Source organism: Microbacterium mitrae, assembly GCF_008017445.1.
GTDB classification, from domain to species: domain Bacteria; phylum Actinomycetota; class Actinomycetes; order Actinomycetales; family Microbacteriaceae; genus Microbacterium; species Microbacterium mitrae.
The window spans coordinates 13,027-33,497 of record NZ_VRSW01000001.1 but is presented as its reverse complement, the minus strand read 5'-3'; the positions used below and the strand labels follow the sequence as shown (position 1 = coordinate 33,497).

The 20,471-nt window shown below is 63.7% G+C and carries 17 protein-coding genes and 1 pseudogene; 7 read left to right on the top strand and 11 right to left on the bottom strand.

Features of this window, described 5'->3' with window-relative positions:
• Positions 1-68: 68 nt before the first annotated feature.
• From FVP60_RS00150 to FVP60_RS00140, 3 genes are read right to left on the bottom strand one after another with little or no spacing between them, the layout of a single operon-like run.
• Positions 69-1,121 (bottom strand): alanine racemase, encoded by a 1,053-nt coding sequence (locus FVP60_RS00150; protein WP_147824271.1) that lies wholly within the window; start codon positions 1,119-1,121, stop codon positions 69-71.
• Complete coding sequence (locus FVP60_RS00145) at positions 1,118-1,792, bottom strand: alanine racemase C-terminal domain-containing protein (RefSeq protein ID WP_147824270.1); 675 nt, start codon at positions 1,790-1,792, stop codon at positions 1,118-1,120. The genes FVP60_RS00150 and FVP60_RS00145 overlap by 4 nt, the downstream gene beginning before the upstream one ends.
• A 6-nt stretch (positions 1,793-1,798) precedes the next feature.
• Complete coding sequence (locus FVP60_RS00140) at positions 1,799-2,860, bottom strand: sugar-transfer associated ATP-grasp domain-containing protein (RefSeq protein WP_187240518.1); 1,062 nt, start codon at positions 2,858-2,860, stop codon at positions 1,799-1,801.
• Positions 2,861-3,030: 170 nt separating this feature from the next.
• Here FVP60_RS00140 and FVP60_RS00135 point away from each other — a divergent pair, with 170 nt between their 5' ends.
• Entirely contained in the window at positions 3,031-4,056 is a 1,026-nt protein-coding gene (locus FVP60_RS00135; protein WP_147824268.1) for a sugar-transfer associated ATP-grasp domain-containing protein, read from the top strand.
• 443 nt (positions 4,057-4,499) lie between these two features.
• Here the strand turns inward: FVP60_RS00135 and FVP60_RS00130 are convergent, their stop codons facing one another.
• The 4 genes from FVP60_RS00130 to FVP60_RS00115 form a co-directional block, all read right to left on the bottom strand.
• Complete coding sequence (locus FVP60_RS00130) at positions 4,500-5,342, bottom strand: endonuclease domain-containing protein (protein WP_147824267.1); 843 nt, start codon at positions 5,340-5,342, stop codon at positions 4,500-4,502.
• A 478-nt stretch (positions 5,343-5,820) separates the two neighbouring features.
• The gene (locus FVP60_RS00125; protein ID WP_147824266.1) at positions 5,821-6,519 is read right to left on the bottom strand and encodes a coenzyme F420-0:L-glutamate ligase; all 699 of its coding nucleotides are present in this window, start codon (positions 6,517-6,519) and stop codon (positions 5,821-5,823) included.
• The gene (locus FVP60_RS00120) at positions 6,516-7,880 is read right to left on the bottom strand and encodes an RNA polymerase sigma factor (protein ID WP_147824265.1); all 1,365 of its coding nucleotides are present in this window, start codon (positions 7,878-7,880) and stop codon (positions 6,516-6,518) included. The genes FVP60_RS00125 and FVP60_RS00120 overlap by 4 nt, the downstream gene beginning before the upstream one ends.
• Before the next feature lie 232 nt (positions 7,881-8,112).
• Positions 8,113-9,045 (bottom strand): proteasome assembly chaperone family protein, encoded by a 933-nt coding sequence (locus FVP60_RS00115; protein WP_147824264.1) that lies wholly within the window; start codon positions 9,043-9,045, stop codon positions 8,113-8,115.
• A gap of 150 nt (positions 9,046-9,195) precedes the next feature.
• Here FVP60_RS00115 and FVP60_RS00110 point away from each other — a divergent pair, with 150 nt between their 5' ends.
• From FVP60_RS00110 to sucB, 3 genes are all read left to right on the top strand, one after another.
• The gene (locus FVP60_RS00110) at positions 9,196-10,647 is read left to right on the top strand and encodes a leucyl aminopeptidase (protein WP_147824263.1); all 1,452 of its coding nucleotides are present in this window, start codon (positions 9,196-9,198) and stop codon (positions 10,645-10,647) included.
• A gap of 34 nt (positions 10,648-10,681) precedes the next feature.
• Positions 10,682-12,058, top strand: coding sequence for a dihydrolipoyl dehydrogenase (gene lpdA / locus FVP60_RS00105; protein ID WP_147824262.1), 1,377 nt, complete (start codon positions 10,682-10,684; stop codon positions 12,056-12,058).
• A gap of 62 nt (positions 12,059-12,120) precedes the next feature.
• Positions 12,121-13,836: a 2-oxoglutarate dehydrogenase, E2 component, dihydrolipoamide succinyltransferase gene (gene sucB, locus FVP60_RS00100; protein ID WP_147824261.1), complete on the top strand. Its 1,716-nt coding sequence runs from the start codon at positions 12,121-12,123 to the stop codon at positions 13,834-13,836.
• A 56-nt stretch (positions 13,837-13,892) separates the two neighbouring features.
• Here the strand turns inward: sucB and FVP60_RS00095 are convergent, their stop codons facing one another.
• The 3 genes from FVP60_RS00095 to FVP60_RS00085 are packed head-to-tail and all read right to left on the bottom strand — an operon-like array spanning position 13,893 to position 16,608.
• Positions 13,893-14,729 carry a DUF4097 family beta strand repeat-containing protein gene (locus tag FVP60_RS00095; protein ID WP_147824260.1) on the bottom strand — a complete coding sequence of 279 codons (837 nt, stop codon included), beginning with the start codon at positions 14,727-14,729 and terminating at the stop codon, positions 13,893-13,895.
• On the bottom strand, positions 14,726-15,388 hold the full coding sequence (locus tag FVP60_RS00090; protein ID WP_147824259.1) for a LuxR C-terminal-related transcriptional regulator: 663 nt from the start codon (positions 15,386-15,388) through the stop codon (positions 14,726-14,728). The genes FVP60_RS00095 and FVP60_RS00090 overlap by 4 nt, the downstream gene beginning before the upstream one ends.
• Positions 15,376-16,608, bottom strand: a complete 1,233-nt coding sequence (locus FVP60_RS00085; protein ID WP_147824258.1) for a sensor histidine kinase — start codon at positions 16,606-16,608, stop codon at positions 15,376-15,378. Before FVP60_RS00085 ends, FVP60_RS00090 begins: the two co-directional genes overlap by 13 nt.
• 163 nt (positions 16,609-16,771) lie before the next feature.
• On the opposite strand from FVP60_RS00085, the gene FVP60_RS00080 reads away from it, so the two are divergent.
• Together FVP60_RS00080 and FVP60_RS00075 are read left to right on the top strand one after the other, a co-directional pair.
• Positions 16,772-17,128 carry an ArsR/SmtB family transcription factor gene (locus FVP60_RS00080; RefSeq protein WP_147824257.1) on the top strand — a complete coding sequence of 119 codons (357 nt, stop codon included), beginning with the start codon at positions 16,772-16,774 and terminating at the stop codon, positions 17,126-17,128.
• A gap of 2 nt (positions 17,129-17,130) precedes the next feature.
• A pseudogene (locus FVP60_RS00075) lies at positions 17,131-18,110 on the top strand (SRPBCC family protein).
• Between the two features lie 81 nt (positions 18,111-18,191).
• Here the strand turns inward: FVP60_RS00075 and FVP60_RS00070 are convergent.
• Positions 18,192-19,592 (bottom strand): hypothetical protein, encoded by a 1,401-nt coding sequence (locus FVP60_RS00070; protein WP_147824256.1) that lies wholly within the window; start codon positions 19,590-19,592, stop codon positions 18,192-18,194.
• A gap of 111 nt (positions 19,593-19,703) precedes the next feature.
• Here FVP60_RS00070 and FVP60_RS00065 point away from each other — a divergent pair, with 111 nt between their 5' ends.
• Positions 19,704-20,414, top strand: coding sequence for a DUF4191 domain-containing protein (locus tag FVP60_RS00065; protein ID WP_147824255.1), 711 nt, complete (start codon positions 19,704-19,706; stop codon positions 20,412-20,414).
• The last annotated feature ends 57 nt before the right edge of the window (positions 20,415-20,471 follow it).

Genomic DNA, 20,471 nt, shown 5'->3' with positions numbered 1-20,471 from the left:
AGCGCACCACAAGAAAAGGCACCGATTATTCGGTGCCTTTTCTGCTTTACGCGCCCAATGAGCGAGCGCTATGGCAGGTAGCGTCGCGGGATCTCTGGGCTGATGCGCAGCACGATTTCTTCACCAATGGTTCCGATTCGCTCCGCAATGTCGGTGGCAGATTCGAGAGCGGAACCACCAAAGAGCGCGAGGCGATCGCCGGGTACAGCGGGCCACGGCTCGCACACAATGAGGTCTGACCCAATGCGATTAACGGCACGAGGGCCAGCAGGTGTCTGGATGGCGACCTGGTTCGCTGCCGTTGATGGTACGGCGTTCCAGCCGGCGTCAATCACCACAGCGTCGGCGCTGACATGACGGACTCCGGCATGCAGGGTTGCGATCGGCGTGATGCCGAGGTCGGCGTCAGCCGGGCCGTCGGTCGAGCGGATGCCATAGGCAAAAGCGCCGATTCGCACCATGTCGTAGCGAAACTCGGGGCGCGCGAAAGCCGCGGCGCTGGCCGCGAGGTGCAGCTTCTGCGGGCGAAGCCCCGCGGCGCGAGCGGCGGCGACGGCGGTGTCGAACACGTCGCGCGAAACGTCATCGTCGTCATCTGATGCTTCGGCGATATGCGACCAGATGCCGGCAACCCTAATGCGACCGGCCAGCTCATACTCGTGCGCCTGAGCAACGAAGGCCTGCCATCGCTCCGGACGAACCCCGTTTCGGTGCAGCCCGGTATCGATCTTGAGGTGCACGGCGACCGGCTCGTCTCCCGCTGCCGCGGCGATCTCGTCGAGCAATGGTTCCGATCCCACGCCGCAGTCGAGGCGAGCGGCGATCGCATCAGCAATATCGTCAGCCCCGGCCAACATCCACGCGAAGATTCGCGCTTCATCACCGAGGGCCTCGCGCACCTGCATGCCCGTGGTGACATCCAGCGCGCCGATCCAACGCACGCCTTCGCGCCACGCCCGCGTCACAATCGGCACCAGTCCGTGCGCGTACGCGTCGTCTTTGACAACAAGCATCGGTTCAGCCGGAGCCACCCGTGCGCGAATCGTGGCAATGTTCGCGGCCAAGGCGTCCAGGTCGACAACCAGTTCGGCCGGCGCCACGGCTTCACGGTGCTGCGTCATGCGACCACCTCCCGACGGGCGCGCAACCCGAGGGGCGCGACCAATTCTTCTGCCTGCATGCCGGTGATCTTCGCCCACTCGGCGATGGTCGGCTCGCCGCGCTCGCTATCGCCCAAGAAGACGACGTCTTCTCCGGCGTGGACGCTGGCGTCACCAATGTCGACAACACACACATCCATGGCAACGCGACCCACGATCCGGCGGCGGGCGCCGGCGACAAGCGGGTCGAGGTTGTTGCCCAGCGCCCGAACCAAACCCTGCGCGTAGCCACCTGTGACGAGCGCTACGCGGGTATCTGTGGGCGCGACGAACGTGTATCCGTACGAGACACCCTCGCCAGCCTTCAGGTCTTTCACGCCCAGCACATGACCCGCGAAGCGGACTGCCGGCGTGGTTCCGTCAACGAGTCCGGCGACCACATCAATGCCGTGCGCCTCGCCGCCGCGCGGACGCGGCTTGTCGTCAAACACCTCGATCCCGTCGGCGTTCATGCGCACGCCGAGAAAGCCGAGTATACGTGCGATCTCGCCCACCACCTCCGCACCCATACCGAGCGCATCGTGCTCAACGCTCACCAGCGCGCGGCGATCGAGCGGTTCGAGGTTGCGCTGGATGGCGGAACGACTGACTTGGAGAAGCGGCAGCGTGCGTGACGAGACGAGGGGTTCCATGACGCGTTAGAAGGTCATGACCGCTTCGTGCGCGGGGCGGGTGCCGCGGCGGATGCCGGTGGCAAGAACGCGGGACTCGTAGAGACCCGGAATCCAGTTGCCCTCGATGAGAATGGGGCTGTTCGGGCCGACGGCGACGTCCCACCCGATGTACGGAACCTCGGGCACGATTTGCGCGACCTCGGTGATGAGAGCCACGACCTCATCCCACAGCGGAACCTGGAAGTCGATGATCGACTTGCCCGAATCGGGGTGGTTTTCGTAGAACGTGTCGTTCTTTCCGTTGTGGCCGCGGCCAACGGCCTTGCCGTTTTCGTCGAGCATGGTGAAGAAGCCGCCCCAGGAGAACTGGTCGGAGACCGAACCCCGACCGAACTTCTGCACGCGCACCAAGATGTGCACGTCGGTTCCGTCGAAGTAGCTGGTGATGCGCGTCGTGTTGACGGTGCCCGCGCAGTACTCGGCGAGGTAGGGGTGCTGAGTGATCTTCTCTTCGATCAGCATCTGATCTTTTGAGACGAGCTCTGCGTAGAAGGCGGGCCAATCGGTGACGTCTTTTGCCTCGTAGCGGAACACGCCGTGACCCTCACGGCTGATCGGAACCTTAGCGATGAAGACGGGGTGACGCTCGGCGAAGGCCTCGAGGGCCGCCGCGTCAGCGATGTTGAGGTCGAGCCACTCGCGGCCGAGGTACTTCTCGAAGCGACGGTTGAAGTTGAGCTTGGAGATGAAGTTCTCCTCGGCAATCTTCTGGTCGTTGACCTTGACCGCGATGTGGTGCTGCAGCAGCGACGTCATGAACGTCTTGCGCTCGGCACGCGTGAGCGAAGCGAAATCGGCCTCGTAGTAGTCAATGAAGGCCGTGTCTTTGAAGGCGGCCGAATAGAGCATGTCGACGAAGATCGGGAAGGTCGCACGGTTGTGCTCCTTGCCAATCTTCTGCGCGAGCTCCCAGATGCGTCCGGGGTTGAAGTTGCGGAGCCGGTTCGTGAGGTACCGAACACGCGCCTTCAGATCAATCTGCATCAGGAATCGCTGCCTTTCGTTGCGCTTGCGGGCGCCGAACATGAGAACCTTCAGTCTACGCGCCCCACCTCCGCACAAACTGAGCCGCGCCCGAACGGCACAGCCACAGGTTCCGGCGCCTCGGCGTGCTTTTGGCGAGCGCAGGTTCCGGCGCCTGCGGCGCATGAGGGGGGATCGCAGGTTGCGGCACCTGCGCCCGATAGAATCGACCAATGGCTCAACTCGCGCTTCGTGTGAAGTATCTCTTCGACCGTGCCCGCAACGTTTCGGGATCGAACATCGTCGAGTTCGCGAAGCAGACCAAGCGCGTCAGTAAGGCGCCGCTGCCAGTGATCATCGCCGACATGCTTTGGTGCTCGGTGCGATACGAGATGGGTTTTCGCGACTACGCGGTGTGGGATATTCGCCTGCTGAAAGCGAAGGAGCGTCGCACGTGGATGACGCACCCGAAGTCATACCGCCTGACGAAGACCCTCAACGGTGCCGAATCGCGCGAAGTGATGGAGAACAAACTCCAGTTCAACGCTGACTTTGCCGATGTGATGGGTCGGGAATGGATCGACGCCAAGACCGCCACCGCCGATGAGGTGCAGGCGTTCGTAGTCAAGCACGGCGCCGTGATGGCCAAGCCCGCCGACGGCTTTGGCGGGCACGGTTTGGGACGGTACGAGGCAGCGGATGCGGCCGATGCCGAGGCGTTTCGGGCACTGCTCATTGAGCGGAACCAGACCCTCGTTGAGCAGTTTTTGGTGCAGCACGACGAGATGGCGCGACTGTATCCCGGCTCGGTGAACACGGTGCGCCTGATCACCTACCTCGACAAGAATGACGTTTTTCACGTCATCGCCGGCGTACTGCGCATCGGCAACGGTGGGGTCATCGATAACTTTGCCGGCGGCGGAATGTTCACCATGCTCGACGATGACGGCGTGGCCCTCTACGGCGCCGTCGACAAGCATTCCAACGCCTACGAAATGCACCCGGCGACCGGCGTTGCCATCAAGGGGTTCCAGGTTCCGATGTATCGCGAAATGGTCGCGATGGTCGAGCAGTTGGCGCACCGACTCCCCCACACGCCCTACGTCGGTTGGGACGTCGCCTTGACGCCGGAGGGCCCTGCCATTCTTGAGGCCAACCACAACTCGTCGGTCTTCCAGATGAAGCCGTCGGTTTCTGGGGTGCGCACCGGCCTCATCAAGCGCTACGAAGACGCCGTCGGCTTCAGCCTGCAGAAGTAACCCCCTGTTCCGCCCCAGCCACGCTCCGTCTGGTGCGAGCTATGCCCTGTCGCCCATTTTGGCGCGGTGAACCCCTGTTCTGCACGAGCAAAATCCTGTTCTGCACGGTGAAATCGCGTCGAAGGCGCGACACGCCGTGGTTTCGGCCTGCAGACGGCTTTTACTCGTGCACAACAGGATCGACACGACCGCGTCGGCGCAGTGAAACCCTGTTCCGCACGAGCCAAGCCCACTTGGCGCGGCGAACCCCTGTTCTGCACGAGCAAAATCCTGTTCTGCACGAGCAAATCGCGTCGATGGCGCGACACGCCGTGATTTCAGCCTGCAGACGGCTTTTACTCGTGCACAACAGGATTGATACGACCAAGCTGGCGCACCTGGAGTAGCGCGACCGGACGGATGCGGGCGAAATAGGCAATGGCCGTGCGGCGAAGCGCCGTGCGTCACAGTGAGTCAGCGGGCGTGATGAAGGCCATGTCGTCGATCGCGGCGAGAACAGCGGCCTGAGTGCTCGGCCAATGATGAACGACCATCGCATATGTGAATCGAAGGGTGACGTACCCACGCTGGACGGCGTTGGCGTCGCGGGCAAGGTCTCGAGCACGCTCTGAATCGCCTTCGTGGTTCGCGCGTCCGTCAATTTCAATCAGCACTCTGCCGCACCGGAAGTCAACACGTCCGACGTTCGGAATACGCACCTGCGACTCAAATTCCACGCCAATGAGCATCATTCGAAATCGGAACAGCGACTCCAGCCCGGAATCGGCATCACCGCGCGCTCGTCGCAGCCAACATGCTATCCGCTCGGGAACGGCCTCAATAAGGCTTCGACGGTTCTGCTCGCTGAGAAGCCCGAGCCTCCACGCCGATTCGAAAGCCACGAAGTACGACTCAAGCGTCAAGCAGCGCCAGGCAACTTTGAGGGCATCGACGGCCGACGCTACGCCGAAAACCGTTGTCTTGCCCTCATGATGATCGATGCACGCACACCTGTAATGAGGATGAACTCGGCCATTGATACCGACGTTCACGTGCAATGACGACGCAGCGTCGAGCAACCAGATGCCATGCGCCCGAAGCGCGCTGACGCACGTGACAGAACCGCCGTGCGCAGCCGCTACGGCGACGGCGCTTCGCGCGTCGTTTGCGTACACTCCCTTGCGAAGTCGCACCGCGGTTCCGTCGACTGCCGCGGCCACCACGGCATCACCCGAAACGCCATATCGCCGGAGCTCGCACGTTCGCGCCACTCCACCGCACTCCTGAATCGCATGTCGCACGTCCATGCACCAAGAGTGCTGCCGCCGCGCAGTTTGCGAGGCGCCACCTCGCGAGTTGTGGAATCACGGCGCGCACTGCACGTTGGGGAGGAACGAACCGCCAGATGGTGACCGGCTCAAGCCGACCTCATCCTGTTCTGCACGAGTGAAATGCATTGTTGGCCCAAATTTGCGGCGTGTCGCGCCTAATCCGCAATCTCATCGTGCAGAACAGGATTTTGCTCGTGCAGAACAGGATGGCGCGGAACCACAGGAGCGGAACCACAGGGGCAAACCCTCGGGGCGGAACCAGAGAGGCAGAACCTCAGGAGCGGGACCACCACGGGCTCGGAACCACGGGAGCGGAATCACACGGGCGGAACCACACGCCCGGAACCACGGGTTCCGCGCGGGGTGCCGGAACCACGGGTTCCGCGCGGGGTGCCGGAAACGCCGTGAGCCCCCTCTTGTGGAGGGGGCTCACGGACGAAACGCGCGGGTGTTGCTATGCGCGGCGGATGATGCCGAGCGGCGTGGACTGGTGTCCCTGGCCGAGCGGGTTGTCCTTCAAGATCTTGACGAGACGCGCCTCGCCATCCTTCGGCAGGGTCGATCCGAGGATGTTGCCGCCGAGGTCGTTAATGTCGACCACGGCAACGCCTGCCTTGGTTCCGAGCAGCTCCTTAAGGTGGTACGCCACCTCTTTCGGCTTCTCCGGGCCCAGCACGACAGCCTTGTTGTACGGCGGAATGGTTCCGCTCGTCGGGCCGTCAATCGCGCGAGCCTTGTCGCCGGCGATGCGGTAGAAGTCGCCCTTGCGGCCGAAAGCCTTCGTGACGGCAGCAACAGCGGCGGCAAACAGGATCTTCGGCGTTCCGCACTCGCGCAGCGCCATCTCCATGGTCTCGGGCATGCCGAGTCCGATGCCGTACGGGGTGCGGGTGACGTACTTCGACAGGAAGCGCGCCAGCGGGCGCACCTGAATGTCGCTCACCAGGTAGGAGCGGCCCTGCGTGATGGCGACGATCTTCTCCGTAACGAAGAGGACGTCGCCTTCAACGGCCTTGCCGCCGGCGTACTCGGTGATGAACTCATCGAGGTTGTCACCCGGCATGACCACGCGGGTCTTGATCGGGATGCGCTGGAACGACTCCCCGTCAACAACGATTTCGAGATTCTTGCCCTCGTTGGCCGCGGTGCTCATTCGAGGTAGTCCCGAAGCGACTGCGAACGGCTGGGGTGACGAAGCTTGGCCATCGTCTTGGACTCGATCTGGCGAATACGCTCACGCGTTACACCGAACGTGTCACCGATCTGGTCGAGCGTCTTCGGCTGACCATCGCCGAGGCCGAAGCGCATGCGAATCACGCCGGCTTCGCGCTCGGAGAGCGAGTCGAGCAGGCTTTCCAGCTGACGCTGCAGCATGGTGAAGCCGACGGCGTCGGCCGGAACCACGGCTTCGGTGTCTTCAATGAGGTCACCGAATTCGCTGTCACCGTCTTCACCCAGCGGGGTGTGAAGTGAGATCGGCTCGCGGCCGTACTTCTGCACCTCGATGACCTTTTCTGGGGTCATGTCGAGCTCACGGGAGAGCTCTTCCGGGGTGGGTTCGCGGCCCAGGTCTTGCAGCATCTGGCGCTGAACGCGAGCCAGCTTGTTGATGACCTCAACCATGTGAACCGGAATACGGATCGTACGAGCCTGGTCTGCCATGGCGCGAGTAATCGCCTGACGAATCCACCAGGTGGCGTAAGTCGAGAACTTGAAGCCCTTGGTGTAGTCGAACTTCTCGACCGCACGAATCAGACCCAGGTTTCCTTCCTGGATCAGGTCAAGGAACTGCATGCCGCGGCCGGTGTAGCGCTTGGCAAGCGAAACCACGAGGCGGAGGTTGGCGCCGAGCAGGTGGCTTTTTGCGCGCTGACCGTCACGGGCAACCCACTGGAGGTCCAGACCCAACTGCGCCTGCTTGTCAGCAGCCGACATGGTCGACAGCTTCTCTTCGGCAAACAGACCTGCCTCGATGCGCATCGCGAGCTCGACCTCTTCGGCCGCGTTCAGCAGCGGAACCTTACCGATCTGCTTGAGGTAGTCCTTGACAGGGTCTGCCGTCGCGCCGGTGATCTGCGTCGCGAAAACGGGTGCGTCATCTTCGTCAGAGGCCGTCAGCACGATTGCGCCGGTCGGCAGCGGCTCCGTCATAACGGGCTTGCGAGTCGCCTCGTCGTCGTCTTCGTCGTCGTCTTTCGTCGCCTTGGCAGCGTCGCTGTCATCGGCAGCGTCGGTGTCGTCGATTTCGACCTCTTCGGCGTCGATGTCCTCATCTTCGGGGACATCATCGTCGTCGCTCTTCTTCTTGCGGCCCTTGGGCGCGGCCTTGGCCGTCTTTGCCTTGGGCGTCGCGGAGGCCGTAGCCGTCTTCGCCGTAGCCGTCTTTGCCGGAGCCTTCTTGGGTGCAGGCTTCGCGGCGGTCGAGGCTGCGGTGGCCGCCTTGGTCTTGCGCGCAGGGGCCTTCTTCTCAGCGTCGTCCTGAGGGGCCTGCGCGTTCTTGCTGGCAGGGGTCACGTTTCACCTTTCACCGGAGAATCCGGAGGTTTCGGACACTAGTAAGACCCTTGTCAAGTCCTCCGCCGCGATGATCGCGAATAGAGCCCTGACAACGGGTCGATGATTCATTGTCTCACACGGTTTCGCCCGCGACTGACAACTACGCAATAAAACAACGCGTCAGCGCGTCATTTATTCCCCAGCACCCGACTGCGCGCATTCCCCAGCACCCAGCACCCGACGGCGCGCGCTAAGCCGTGCTCCCCTTGTCGTCGTCGCTCGGACGGTTAGCAAGGTAGCGCTCAAGTTCAGCGGCCAACTCATCTGCTGACGGCATCGGCGCCCCGCCCAGCAGCGGCGATGACTCCCCCGTTGCCGTGGTTCCGGCACGGTACGAGTCGTACTGCCGCTCCAAGCGCGCAATCAACCGTTGCAACTCTTCATTCGCGGCCACCTGTTCCGCGACCTTGCCTCGGTATTCATCGAGGTCGCGATTCAGGTCGTCAAACAAGAACGCCAGTTCGTTGGCTCGCGCGATCCACTCGATCGTGGCAATCGTCGCCTCTGGATTGTCGGTGTCTGCCAGATAGTGCGGAACCAGCAGCACAAACCCTGCAACGCTCTGCTCATCTTCTGCAAAGCGATACTCCAGGAGGTGACCTGCGGTCGCCGGAACCTGGGTGTGCGGCCGCCAGCCGGAAAAGCTCTCGATGAGGTCACGGCGGTTGCCGCTGACCGTGACCGCCAGCGGCCGGGTGTGCGGAACGGGCATGCCGATGGAATGCACCCACGTCATCGAGCTCACCGCGTAGTCATCGGCGAGATCAAGCACGGCGTCGGCAAACGCCTCCCATGCGAAGTCAGGCTCGTAACCCGCAAGCAGAAGGAACTGCTGCCCGAGGGCATCGCGCGCCAGGCACAGCTCCAGGCGCGGCGGAACATAGTCGGTGAGGTGGTCGGCATCGAACGTGACGATGGGGCGTCGGGCCCGATAGTCCAGCAGCACGTCATTGTCGAAGATGGCAACGGGCTGCAGGTCGGCGTGAACCCGCATGAAGTCGACCGTGCCAGAGACGGCGGCACCGGCGTCGGTGAATCCGGTCATCAAGACGACAAGCGGAAGACCGCGCGGAACTTCAGGACCGTGAGCTACGCGCTCATACAGAGCATCAGACTGGGGCACATCACCATGCTACGAGCCCCAGAGACACCCGCGGCGGGCTGACGCTGACAGCGAACACCACCCCAGAGTCAACATCATTCGCCGCCTGGATTGCGCCGCGCCCGCGGCAAACACGACCGAGAGCCGCTCGAGAAAACTAGGATAGGAACCATGTCTGTCGCTGATCTCGTGGCCTCGTCCGAATCTCCCCTTTCTTCCGACGTCGACCTGCTGGTTGTTGTTGTCGGCACTTTTTCTGAAGCCGAGGCGCTCAGCGCATGGCCGGGTCTGGAAGCGAGCCTGGTAGCTACCGGATTCAAGGGCAAGGCCGGAACCACGATGCGGGTTTCGCTGCCGGAGGTCACCGACAAGCCGATTCTGGTCGCGGCCGCAGGAAAGGACGTCGACGCTGATGCCGTGCGCACGATCGTCGGCCAGGTTGTTCGCACCACGACAGGCTTCAACACGATCGGCCTGGTGCTGACCGGCGAGACCGCCAACTACCCGGAGGAAGCCGCAGAGGGCGCAGCGCTTGGTTCCTACACCTTTAACTCCTACAAGACCGGATCGCCCGCTGAGCGGGCAACCTCCGTCGTGCTGTTCGGCGAGGCCGATGCCGCTCGCGCCGCTGTTATTGGCGATGCCGTCGCCCTTGTCAAAGATCTCGTGACCATGCCCGCGCAAGACATGGGTCCGTCGGAGCTCGCTGAGGCAGCGGTTGAGGCCGTCGCCGGTTTGCCCGTCACGGTGACCGTGTACGACGAGAACGTTCTGCTGGAAAAGGGTTTCGGCGGCATTCTGGGCGTGGCACAGGGCTCTGATCGCGCGCCGCGCCTCGTGCACCTCGACTACAACCCGGCTGGCGCCGAACGCCACATCGCGCTCGTGGGTAAGGGAATCACCTTCGACACCGGTGGTCTTTCGCTGAAGCCAGCCGCCGCCATGGTCGGCATGAAGGATGACATGGCGGGCGCGGCAACCGTGCTCTCCGTCGTGCAGGCGGCTGCTCGCCTCGGCGGCCCGAACCGCGTGACGGCCTGGATGTGCATCACCGACAACATGCCCTCTGGCCGCGCCATTCGCCCGGGCGATGTGCTGACGCACTTTGACGGAACCACGGTGGAGGTTCTGAACACCGACGCTGAAGGCCGCCTCGTGCTTGCCGACGGCATCGCCGCGGCCAGCGAAGAACACCCCGATGTCATCATCGACGTCGCGACGCTGACGGGAGCGATCCTGGTGGCGTTGGGAATGCGCCACACCGGCGTATTCGGCGATGAGGAGATCGTCGCAGAGTACTTGGAGTCTGCCGCGCTGGAAGACGAGCTTGCGTGGCACATGCCGCTGCCCGAGCACATGGAGTCGGAGCTTGACTCCCCCATCGCCGACATGCAAAACGCCAAGATCGGCGACTCGGCCGGTGGCGCATCGTTTGCCGGCCTGTTCTTGCGCCGCTTTGTCGGCAAGACCAGCGATGCTGACGATGCGCCGCGCATTCCCTGGGCACACCTCGACATCGCGGGCTCTGCCTGGCACAAGGGCTCCCCTTACGGCTACACCGACAAGGGCGCAACCGGAGCGAGCGTTCGCTCCCTCATCAACCTCGTTACGCGCAACGCCTAACCCGGCACGCAAACGACTTCCCAGGAGGAAATAAATGACCACCCACACCTTCGACATCGTCGTCCTTGGTGCCGGTAGTGGCGGATACGCTGCCGCTCTCCGTGCTGCTGAGCTCGGCAAGACCGTTGCCCTCATCGAGAAGGACAAGGTCGGCGGAACCTGCCTGCACCGCGGTTGCATCCCCACGAAGGCACTGTTGCACTCTGCCGAAGTGGCCCACACCGTCAAGACGGCCGCAACCTATGGCGTCGGAGCGACTTTTGAGAACGTCGATATCGCGGGAGTTCATAAGTACCGTGACAACATCGTTGCCAAGAAGTTCAAGGGTCTGGAAGGCCTGGTCAAGGCTCGTGGCATCACGGTCGTTTCGGGTGAAGGCAAGCTGGGCGCCGACCGCACGGTGATCGTCGGAGACGACGTGTACCAGGGTGAGAACGTTATTCTCGCCACCGGTTCATACTCACGTTCACTCCCGGGCCTGGAGATTTCGGGTCGCATCATCGCGAGCGAGCAAGCACTGACGCTGCCGGAGATTCCGAAGAAGGTGCTGATCCTCGGTGGCGGCGTCATTGGCGTCGAGTTCGCCAGCGTGTGGCACGCTTTCGGTGCCGAGGTCACCATTATTGAGGCGCTCGACCGCCTGGTTCCGAACGAAGACGCGGCCGTCAGCAAGGGCCTGGAGCGCGCGTTCCGCCGCCGTGGCATCACGTCGAAGCTGGGCGTGCGATTCCAGTCGGCCACGCAGACGGACACCGGTGTGACGGTCACGATGGAGGACGGTTCTACCCTCGAGGGTGACTATCTGCTCGTCGCGGTTGGTCGCGGCCCCGCGACCGCCAACCTCGGTTTTGAAGAGGCGGGCCTCACGATGGACCGCGGCTTCGTGATCGTCGATGACGAACTTCGCACCAATATTCCGGGCGTCTGGGCCGTCGGCGATATTGTTCCCGGTCTGCAGCTCGCGCACCGCGGGTTCCAGCACGGCATCGCGGTTGCTGAGCGCATCGATGGCCAGACGGTTGCGGCGGTGCCCGATGTCGAGGTTCCGAAAATCACCTACTGCTCCCCCGAAATTGCCTCGGTCGGCCTCAACGAGGCGCAGGCCGCAGAGAAGTTTGGTGCAGACAAGATCAAGGCCTACGAGTTCAACCTCGCGGGCAACGCCAAGAGCGAGATCATCGGCACCGGCGGTTTCGTGAAGGTTATCCGTGAAATCGACGGCCCGATCATTGGCGTACACCTGCTGGGCGACCGTGTCGGCGAGCTGATCACCGAGGGTCAGCTGGCCGTCGTTTGGGAGGCTCTGCCGGAAGATCTTGCCCCGCTGATTCACGCACACCCCACCCAGAGCGAAGCGCTGGGCGAGGCATTCCTGGCACTGGCCGGGAAACCGCTTCACGCATTGTCGTGACGTATGCCATTACGTCACTAAGCTAGATACGTCACAAGCAGCATCATGAAGGAGACATCGACATGAGCACATCCGTGGTCCTCCCCGCTCTCGGCGAGAGCGTGACTGAGGGAACGGTCACCCGCTGGCTCAAGCAAGTCGGCGACACGGTCCAGGCTGACGAGGGCCTGCTCGAGATTTCGACGGACAAGGTTGACACCGAAATTCCGTCGCCTGTTTCCGGCGTGATCGAGGAGATCCTCGTCCAAGAAGACGAGACCGTCGAGGTTGGCGCGATTCTCGCGAAGATCGGCGACGGCTCCGGCGCGGCCCCCGCTGACCCGGCTCCGGCCGCAGAGGCACCGGCGGCTGAGGCTGCACCGGCTGAGGCTCCGGCAGCGGAACCAGCGCCGACTGCAGAAGCACCGGCAGCTGAAGCACCTGCCGCCTCGGGCGACTCGACCGAGGTCAAGCTCCCCGAACTCGGCGAGAGCGTGACCGAAGGCACCGTCACCCGTTGGTTGAAGCAGGTTGGCGACGACGTTGCTATCGACGAACCGCTGCTTGAGATTTCGACCGACAAGGTTGACACCGAAATTCCGTCGCCCGTTGCCGGAACGCTCCACGAGATTCTGGTAGCCGAAGACGAGACGATCGCCGTCGGCTCCGTACTCGCCCGCGTTGGTTCCGGTTCCGCTCCGGCGGCTCCTGCGGCTCCAGTCGCTGAAGCACCCGCCGCTCCCGCTCCCGCTCCCGCTCCGGAAGCAGCACCGGCCCCCGCGGCAGCACCTGCTCCTGCGGCAGCTCCGGCTCCGGCGGCAGCGCCCGCAGCTGCGGCAGCACCGGCAGCACCTGCAGCTCCCGCGGCTCCGAAGCTTGTGCTTCCTGCCGAGGGCGATGACCGCCTGTACGTCACCCCGCTCGTTCGTCGCCTGGCAGCCCAGCAGGGCGTTGACCTGACGACCGTGCAGGGCACCGGTGTTGGTGGCCGCATCCGCAAGGAAGATGTTCTCAAGGCAGCACAGAGCCCGGCAGCAGCCGCTGCTCCCGCCGCTGCCCCGGCAGTCAAGCTGGAGGCGTCGCCGCTACGTGGCACCACGGTTCCGATGTCGCGTCTGCGCAAGGTTCTTGCACAGCGCGCCGTCGAGTCGATGCAGCAGACCGCACAGCTGACCACGGTCGTTGAGGTTGACGTCACGAAGGTCGCGAACTTCCGCGACCAGACGAAGGCGGAATTCCTCGCGAAGACCGGCGACAAGCTGTCGTTCCTGCCGTTCTTTGCGCTGGCAGCTGCTGAGGCACTGCGCGCGTACCCGGTTATCAACTCGACGGTAGACGGCGACAACATCGTCTACCCGGCAACCGAGAACCTCTCCATCGCTGTTGACACCGAGCGCGGCCTGCTGACGCCGGTTCTGCGTGACGCCGCGTCGAAGAACATCGCGCAGATTGCGCGCGAGATCGCCGACCTGGCCGACCGCACGCGCAACAACAAGCTCAAGCCGGACGAGCTTGCTGGCGGCACGTTCACGCTGACCAACACCGGTTCGCGTGGCGCGCTGTTTGACACGCCGGTCGTGTTCTTGCCGCAGTCGGCAATTCTCGGCACCGGAACCGTTGTGAAGCGCCCGGGCATCGTCAAGGTTGATGGCAACGAGGCAATCGCCGTTCGTTCATACGTCTACCTTGCGCTGTCGTACGACCACCGCATCATTGACGGCGCCGACGCAGCGCGCTTCCTCGGTGCCATCAAGGCCCGTCTGGAAGACGCAAACTTCGCTGCCGATCTCGGTATCTAGGTTCTGTACAACGTTGAAGGGCCCCGGCACTCGCCGGGGCCCTTCAACGTTGTGCGCTACTCGCCGCGGCGAAGCGTCACATCTCCTGCAGATGCCTCGATCGTGATGGTGCGGGTAGCTGCGGAGTCGGTGGCCAGATCAACCGACACATCGCCAAACGACACATCACGATTGACCCGGTAGGTCTCGTCAGGCATTTCGAGGTTGACATCGCCCGCCGAGACTTCAATGGTGGTTGATGTGGGAGCAGAGCCGGTAACGGCACCGCGCACCGAGCCTGCGCTCACCTCGACGTCGAGAGTGTCAACGTCGGCTACGTAGAGCTGGGCGGAGCCGGCACCAAGCGAAAGATCGAGATCTGTGACGGCGCCGGTCAGCTGAAGGTCGCCGGCACTGACGCTGGCCTCGACGCTCACGAAGTCGCCTTCGATGACGGCATCCCCCGCGCTGTTGTCGAGTTCGAGCTGCAGTCTGCCGTTAAGCTCACGAGGCAACGTCAGGGTGAGCGTTTCTTCCCCGTAAACGCCGAAGAATGAACCGCCGCTCCACCAGCTGCCCGCGTGATCGAGGGTGAGGGTGTCGCCGGTGACCTGCAGGCTCCAATCGCTGATGCCGCTGGGCCTGGTGCTCTGCACGTCGAGCGTGGCCACATCGGTGTCAGCAAACACCACGCGAAGCGAAGCCACGGCGCTCTCCAGGTCCAGCTGGGAAATGCCGGCCACGTCTGCTGTCAGCACATCGCTCTGCTTGTCGTTGAAGCGCGCGGCGCTGGCGGCGGCCGCCGTGGTTCCGGCGCCGGCAATCACCAAGCCGATGACGGTGAAGGCGACTGCGGTTGCGCGACCTCGGCGGGGCGTTTGGAGAGTTTCGTTGTGATCAGTGTGGTTCGTCATGATGTTGCTCCAGAATCCGCACCGAGGTGCGTCAAGACGGCGAGAACGCGACGGTTATCGGATGCGCTGGTCTCGAGGTCGAGTTTGGTGAAGAGGGCGGAGATGTGTTTCTCAACGGAACCCTCGGAGATGAACAGCGCGGCTGCAATGGCGCTGTTGGACTTGCCCTGCGCCATGAGCGCCAGTACGTCGCGCTCACGCTCGGTGAGGCGTTCCAGTCGGGCGTCGCGGCGGCGACGGCTTAGAAGCTGCGCGACAACCTCCGGATCAAGCACCGTCGCGCCGCCGGCGACGTTGGCCGCGCTCTCCAGAAATTCCGTCACGTCTGCGACGCGGTCTTTCAGGAGGTAGCCGAGGCCCGCCGAGTTGGCGGTGATGAGTTCTGTCGCGTAGCGCTCTTCGACGTACTGGCTCAGCACGAGGATCGCCATGTTCGGATTGGCCGCTCGCACCGCGAGTGCGGCGCGGATGCCCTCGTCAGTGAATGTCGGCGGCAAACGCACATCGAGAATCAGTAGGTCGGGTGCGTCCTCAGCCACCGCCGCCATCAGCCCGCTCGCGTCGGGAAGGGCCGCGACCACGGTGTGGCCGGCATCGTCCAGCAGCCGAACCAACCCCTCACGCAGTAGCACAGCATCTTCACAAATCATGATGCGCATGGCACGCTCACTTCCACCGTCGTTGGGCCGCCCATGGGGCTGGTCAGGGAGAACGTGCCGCCGACGGACGCGATGCGCCCGGCGATGCCGTCGATTCCGCCGCCCGGCGTGCGTACCGCACCACCGGTTCCGTCGTCTTCAACGCGCGCCCAAATGCGCCCGCCGTCGCGTTCGCGCACGGTGACGCGAACCTGGTGTGCCTGGGAGTGCTTGGCAGCGTTGGTGAGGGTTTCGGCGATGGCGAAGTAGAGAGCCGCCTCGACCGGCTTACTGCAGCGCGTGCCGAGCTGCACATCGAGCACAACGGGCACGTGGGAGCGCGCCGCGAGGGCTGATAGCGCAGCGTCGAGGCCGCGGTCATCAAGCACGGCGGGGTGAATCCCCCGCGCCAGTTGGCGAAGTTCGGTAATTGCCGCCTTCGTGGAGAGGTGCGCCTCATCGATCAGCGCGGCTGCCGCCTCGGGGTCGGTTGCGAGCTTGTTCTTGGCCATGCCGAGCGTCATGCCGACAGAGACCAGACGCGGCTGAACACCGTCATGAAGGTCACGCTCGATGCGGCTGCGCTCGATGCCTGCCGCGTTGATCGCCTCCTGGCGACGCTGCGTGGCAACATCGGCCTGAGCGCGCAGCTGTGCTTCGCGAGACGGAACCAGCATGGAGCGAGAAATTTCGCGGTGCGCGAGCCCCAGTGCGAGAAGCAGGCCGATGCTGACCACGATCGTGATAATCGCGGTGATGATAGCCGTGCTGCCGTGCAGTGGTCCGAAGAACAGAATCCAGAAGTCGCGGTCTGCGAACCGTGCGGAACCAATGAGCACGGTGATCGCCGACAGGATGGTACCGAGAAGGCCGATGGCGACCGACGCCAGCACGAACATGATGGTGAAGTGCAGCGCGCCGATCCAGTTGCGGGCATCTTTCGCCTGCAACCAGAGGGTGTGCGGAATGCGCAGCCAGTCGGTGCGGGTGGATCGTGCGTATGGGTGCGGTGGAATGTCGAAGCCGAACAGTCCAGCGACGCGGGACTCTTCCATTCGCGCAATGCCGGCCAGTGCCAACACCGCGATCGCGAGCGGGATCAGGCCGATTCCGAGCACGACCAGCAGACTCGCCCCAGCGGCGATCAGCGCGATCATGACGGAAAGGGCGGCGATCCCGACAAAGAACAGCGCCCAGAGGTGGGCGACAGCGCCAAGAATGGGCGTGACGGTTGATTTCATGTTTCCCACGCTAGATTTTCGGCGGTCGAGTCACACTGGCGTTGTCCTCACACCAGGCGGGGGTTATCCCCCACCTGCCATCATCCCCTGTCTTGCGGCGCGAGTCTTGACGATTTCGAGCACCCCTTGACATGGTTCCGCGAGTCGAATAACGTACAACCAAATGGTTGCACAATTAGAACTCAGTGAAGCGGAGATCGACCGTGTATTTCATGCACTGGCGACGTCGACGCGGCGCGACATCCTGCGCAGAACGATTGAGCAGGAGCAGTCGGTGTCGACCCTCGCCGCAGACTACGACATGTCGTTCGCGGCCGTACAAAAGCACGTTGCCGTGCTGGAGGCCGCGAGTCTCATCATCAAGCGTGCCGAGGGACGCGAGCGGCTCGTCCGCGCCAACCCGGAGATGATCGCGCGAGCGCGGGCACTCCTTGCCCAATACGAAGACCAGTGGCGATCGCGAATCGCCCGACTAGATGATCTGCTGGCCGAAGAGGCCGCCAACCCAGAAGGAGCATGACAATGCCTGTCACCGACATCACCACCGATGCCGAAAATCTCACGATGACGGTCACCGCTGATTTTGCCGCACCGGTCGAAAGATTGTGGAACGCATTCACGACGCCCGCGCAGTTGGAGCGATTCTGGGGCCCTCCCGGGTGGCCCGCGACCTTCACGGCATGGGACTACACGGTGGGCGGACGCGCCATCTACTCGATGCACGGCCCACGCGGCGAAAGTCAACGGGGTCGTGGGAGTTCACCGCCATCGATGCGCCCCGAAGCTTCGAGGTCATCGACACCTTCTCGGACGACGACGGCAACCCCTTGGAGGGCTTTCCGGCGATGCGGATGACGTTCACGTTTGAGAGTACCGCCGATGGCAGCCGCATGGTCAACACCAGCTATTTCACCTCTGCCGAAGCCCTCGAACAGATCGTCGCGATGGGCGCGGTCGAAGGTACTCGCATGGCGATGGACCAGCTCGATGCCGTGCTGCAAGACCTGCGCGCCTATGCCCAGGGCAAGGGAACCCAGGTGGAGCTGCTCGATGACACGCACGTACGGATCACCCGACTTGTCAACGGCGCGCGCGAACTCGTCTGGCGCGCCCACCACGAGCCCGAGCTGGTGCGTCAGTGGATGATCGGCCCGGATGGTTGGGAGATGACGGAGTGCATCGCGGCGACCGAAGTCGGTGCTTCATATCGCAACTCCTGGGCGCCGGTCGGCGACACCGAGGGCGAACCGTTCGGATTTGAAGGCGAGGCGCTGATGCTTGACGCACCCCGCCGCGCCGTCACGACGGAACGCATGCAGGGCATGCCCATTGAGACGCTGAACGATCTGAATCTGTACGAAGAAGACGGCGCGACTCTGATCACGTTGTTGATCGAGTATCCCGACAAGGACACCCGTGACATGATTCTCGGCACCGGCATGGCCGATGGCATGGAAGCCTCGTACGCCCGTCTCGAGAACACCGTTCTGAAGACCGCCTGAGTGCTCGCGCGGAGTCGGCTTGCCCGCTGGGCAGCCGGCTCCGCGTTCTTGTGCACCCGCTGCGTTGCGCACTCGCGGTGATCATTCGGCCTCGGCATTAACCTCTCGAATCAACCACTGCTCCCCTCGCTTCTCGATCACGACGGTGATGGGAGCCGCCTCCGGCACAGTGACGGAGAACACCGCGATTCCGCCATAGTCATCGATGAGCCGGATTGTTCCTGCCGCCGGCACCAGGCCTGCCAACTCCTGATCCAGCAACACGTCCGCGCAGGTTTGGGTTGCATCGCAATCACCCACCGCCGCCAGCAGCGCGGCCGCCACAAGCGTGAGCTCCGGTTGCCCTTCTTCTGGAACGATCCCGGCAACCTCCGGCGATTGCGCAGCCGGTGCAGGTGTTGCCTCCGACGGTTCACCCTCGGCCGGGACAACCACATCTCCCGAAGGTGAGCCCTCCGGAGGGGCCGCCGGGGTCACCGATTCCGCATGACCCGCTTGTTCCCGCTCGGCTTCACTGGATGACTCACCGTCTGGCCACAGCAAACCAACCGCCACCACGATAATTGCCAGCGCAATCGCCAGACCCCATACTCGGCGCCGCGGTGGCCGCGCGGAACCACGCGCGCTCCCCTGCGTCGTGGCGCGCGCAGCCGCAGGTCGATCGCGCACCGACGAACGGCCAGGTTCGCGCCGCGTTGGGCGCAAGCGCTCGACCCGAGATCTCAGCCCCGCAATCAGCTCCCCGGCCACCGCGCCGAGGCCGCCGCCCCGACTCTCGTCGTGTGCTTGTGGCAACCGATCGAATGCGGCTCTCCGCGGCGCCAAAACCCGTTCGGGAGCCGCTCGTAAAGCCGAGGTCTCCAGTTCGGAACCCAGAAAGCCCAGATCGACGGGCCGCGGCGCCGCGAGGAGTACGAGGCGTCTTTCAACGTCTGCCAACTGCTCGATATCAGACGCCACACACGCCTGCTCCGCATCGGCCAGCAGCCGCACCAGCTCGCGATCTTGTGCATGTTCGGCCAGGAGCACCATCACCCGCACCGAAGCGCCTGCCGCCGGGTCGCCCGCCGTTGGCGCGAAAACCGGTTTTCCGGCGTCAGTCACCCACCACCGCCCCGTCGCGAGGGCCCCGTCGTCGTGATGGCGCAGTTCGATGAGCCCGCGCATCACGCTGCACGCCAGAGTGACGATCTCCCCCGCGTACATCGCCTGAGACCTGCGACGCTCCAAGAACATCTCCAGTGGTTCCACCACCCGCGGCATCATGGCATCGTGACCGTCAGCACGACGAAATACGTCAACGGGCGCCCACACATGCTCTGCTCCCGCATACCGGAGGGCGCGCGCGATGAGGTCGTGATCGCAATCGACCAGAAGATACGCCTCCTGCTCGATCGTCGCGAGCGTTGCTTCGCACGGCGCATCGGGAGGTGCCACGCGACGAATGGAACGAAGTTCGCGGGTAAGCAGGGAGCCTGGCATAGAACAAGCGTCGCGATCCCTCGACGCGGCGTGTCGGCCATGAGCGAAACTGTGGGCTGACGGCGAGCCGAGTGAACATGTGGAGGAGCCGTTCCAGGTATTCTTAACACCATGGCTGCCCGCAATTCTGCTCCCGAGAAGCGTCCCGGACTCATTTCTCAGATCAAGACGCTCCTGAAGTTCACCAAGGACGTCTACCCCTGGCTTCCCTGGGTGCTTATCGGCATCATCGTGGCGGGCATCGCGCTCGGTGTCGGGCTCGGCTTCCTCATTCCCCCGGTTGCTCTCTGGAGCATCATTCTGTGGGGCGTCACCGGCCTCATGCTCGGATTCTTGGCGGCCATGATCACCATGTCGCGCCTCGCAACGAAGGCGATGTACGCCAAGATCGACGGCATGCCGGGCGCAACGGGTTACGTCATCACCAGCGGCCTCGGTCGCGGCTGGCACGCCGACGAGACCCCCGTTGGCGTGAACCCGAAGACGCAAGACGCCGTCTACCGCGCCATTGGCCGCGCCGGCATCCTGATCGTGGGCGAAGGCGCTGAAGGCCGCCTCTCTCGCCTCATCAACGAAGAAAAGATGCGCGCTAAGCGCGTCGCACCCCAGGTTCCGGTTCACGTGATGTACGTCGGCAATGGCGAAGGCCAGGTTTCGATCAAGGCCCTCGGCAAGACGGTCAAGGCATTGCCCAAGAGCATCAGCAAGGCAACGCAGGCCGCCGTCATCAAGCGCATGGATTCCATGACGCAGGGTATGGCTTCACTGCCCATCCCGAAGGGCATCGACCCGACCAAGGTTCGGGCGCCGCGCCCGCGCTAAGGGCCGGTCACAAACGTCAAAGGAGGGCACCCGATCGGGTGCCCTCCTTTTTTGAAC

Excerpts from the sequence above, each read along its gene's own strand:
- FVP60_RS00150 (WP_147824271.1), bottom strand. The coding sequence starts at position 1,121 with ATGACGCAGCACCGTGAAGCCGTGGCGCCGGCCGAACTGGTTGTCGAC.
- FVP60_RS00145 (WP_147824270.1), bottom strand. The coding sequence starts at position 1,792 with ATGGAACCCCTCGTCTCGTCACGCACGCTGCCGCTTCTCCAAGTCAGT.
- FVP60_RS00140 (WP_187240518.1), bottom strand. The coding sequence starts at position 2,860 with ATGTTCGGCGCCCGCAAGCGCAACGAAAGGCAGCGATTCCTGATGCAG.
- FVP60_RS00135 (WP_147824268.1), top strand. The coding sequence starts at position 3,031 with ATGGCTCAACTCGCGCTTCGTGTGAAGTATCTCTTCGACCGTGCCCGC.
- FVP60_RS00130 (WP_147824267.1), bottom strand. The coding sequence starts at position 5,342 with ATGGACGTGCGACATGCGATTCAGGAGTGCGGTGGAGTGGCGCGAACG.
- FVP60_RS00125 (WP_147824266.1), bottom strand. The coding sequence starts at position 6,519 with ATGAGCACCGCGGCCAACGAGGGCAAGAATCTCGAAATCGTTGTTGAC.
- FVP60_RS00110 (WP_147824263.1), top strand. The coding sequence starts at position 9,196 with ATGTCTGTCGCTGATCTCGTGGCCTCGTCCGAATCTCCCCTTTCTTCC.
- lpdA (WP_147824262.1), top strand. The coding sequence starts at position 10,682 with ATGACCACCCACACCTTCGACATCGTCGTCCTTGGTGCCGGTAGTGGC.
- sucB (WP_147824261.1), top strand. The coding sequence starts at position 12,121 with ATGAGCACATCCGTGGTCCTCCCCGCTCTCGGCGAGAGCGTGACTGAG.
- FVP60_RS00095 (WP_147824260.1), bottom strand. The coding sequence starts at position 14,729 with ATGACGAACCACACTGATCACAACGAAACTCTCCAAACGCCCCGCCGA.
- FVP60_RS00090 (WP_147824259.1), bottom strand. The coding sequence starts at position 15,388 with ATGCGCATCATGATTTGTGAAGATGCTGTGCTACTGCGTGAGGGGTTG.
- FVP60_RS00085 (WP_147824258.1), bottom strand. The coding sequence starts at position 16,608 with ATGAAATCAACCGTCACGCCCATTCTTGGCGCTGTCGCCCACCTCTGG.
- FVP60_RS00080 (WP_147824257.1), top strand. The coding sequence starts at position 16,772 with ATGGTTGCACAATTAGAACTCAGTGAAGCGGAGATCGACCGTGTATTT.
- FVP60_RS00070 (WP_147824256.1), bottom strand. The coding sequence starts at position 19,592 with ATGCCAGGCTCCCTGCTTACCCGCGAACTTCGTTCCATTCGTCGCGTG.
- FVP60_RS00065 (WP_147824255.1), top strand. The coding sequence starts at position 19,704 with ATGGCTGCCCGCAATTCTGCTCCCGAGAAGCGTCCCGGACTCATTTCT.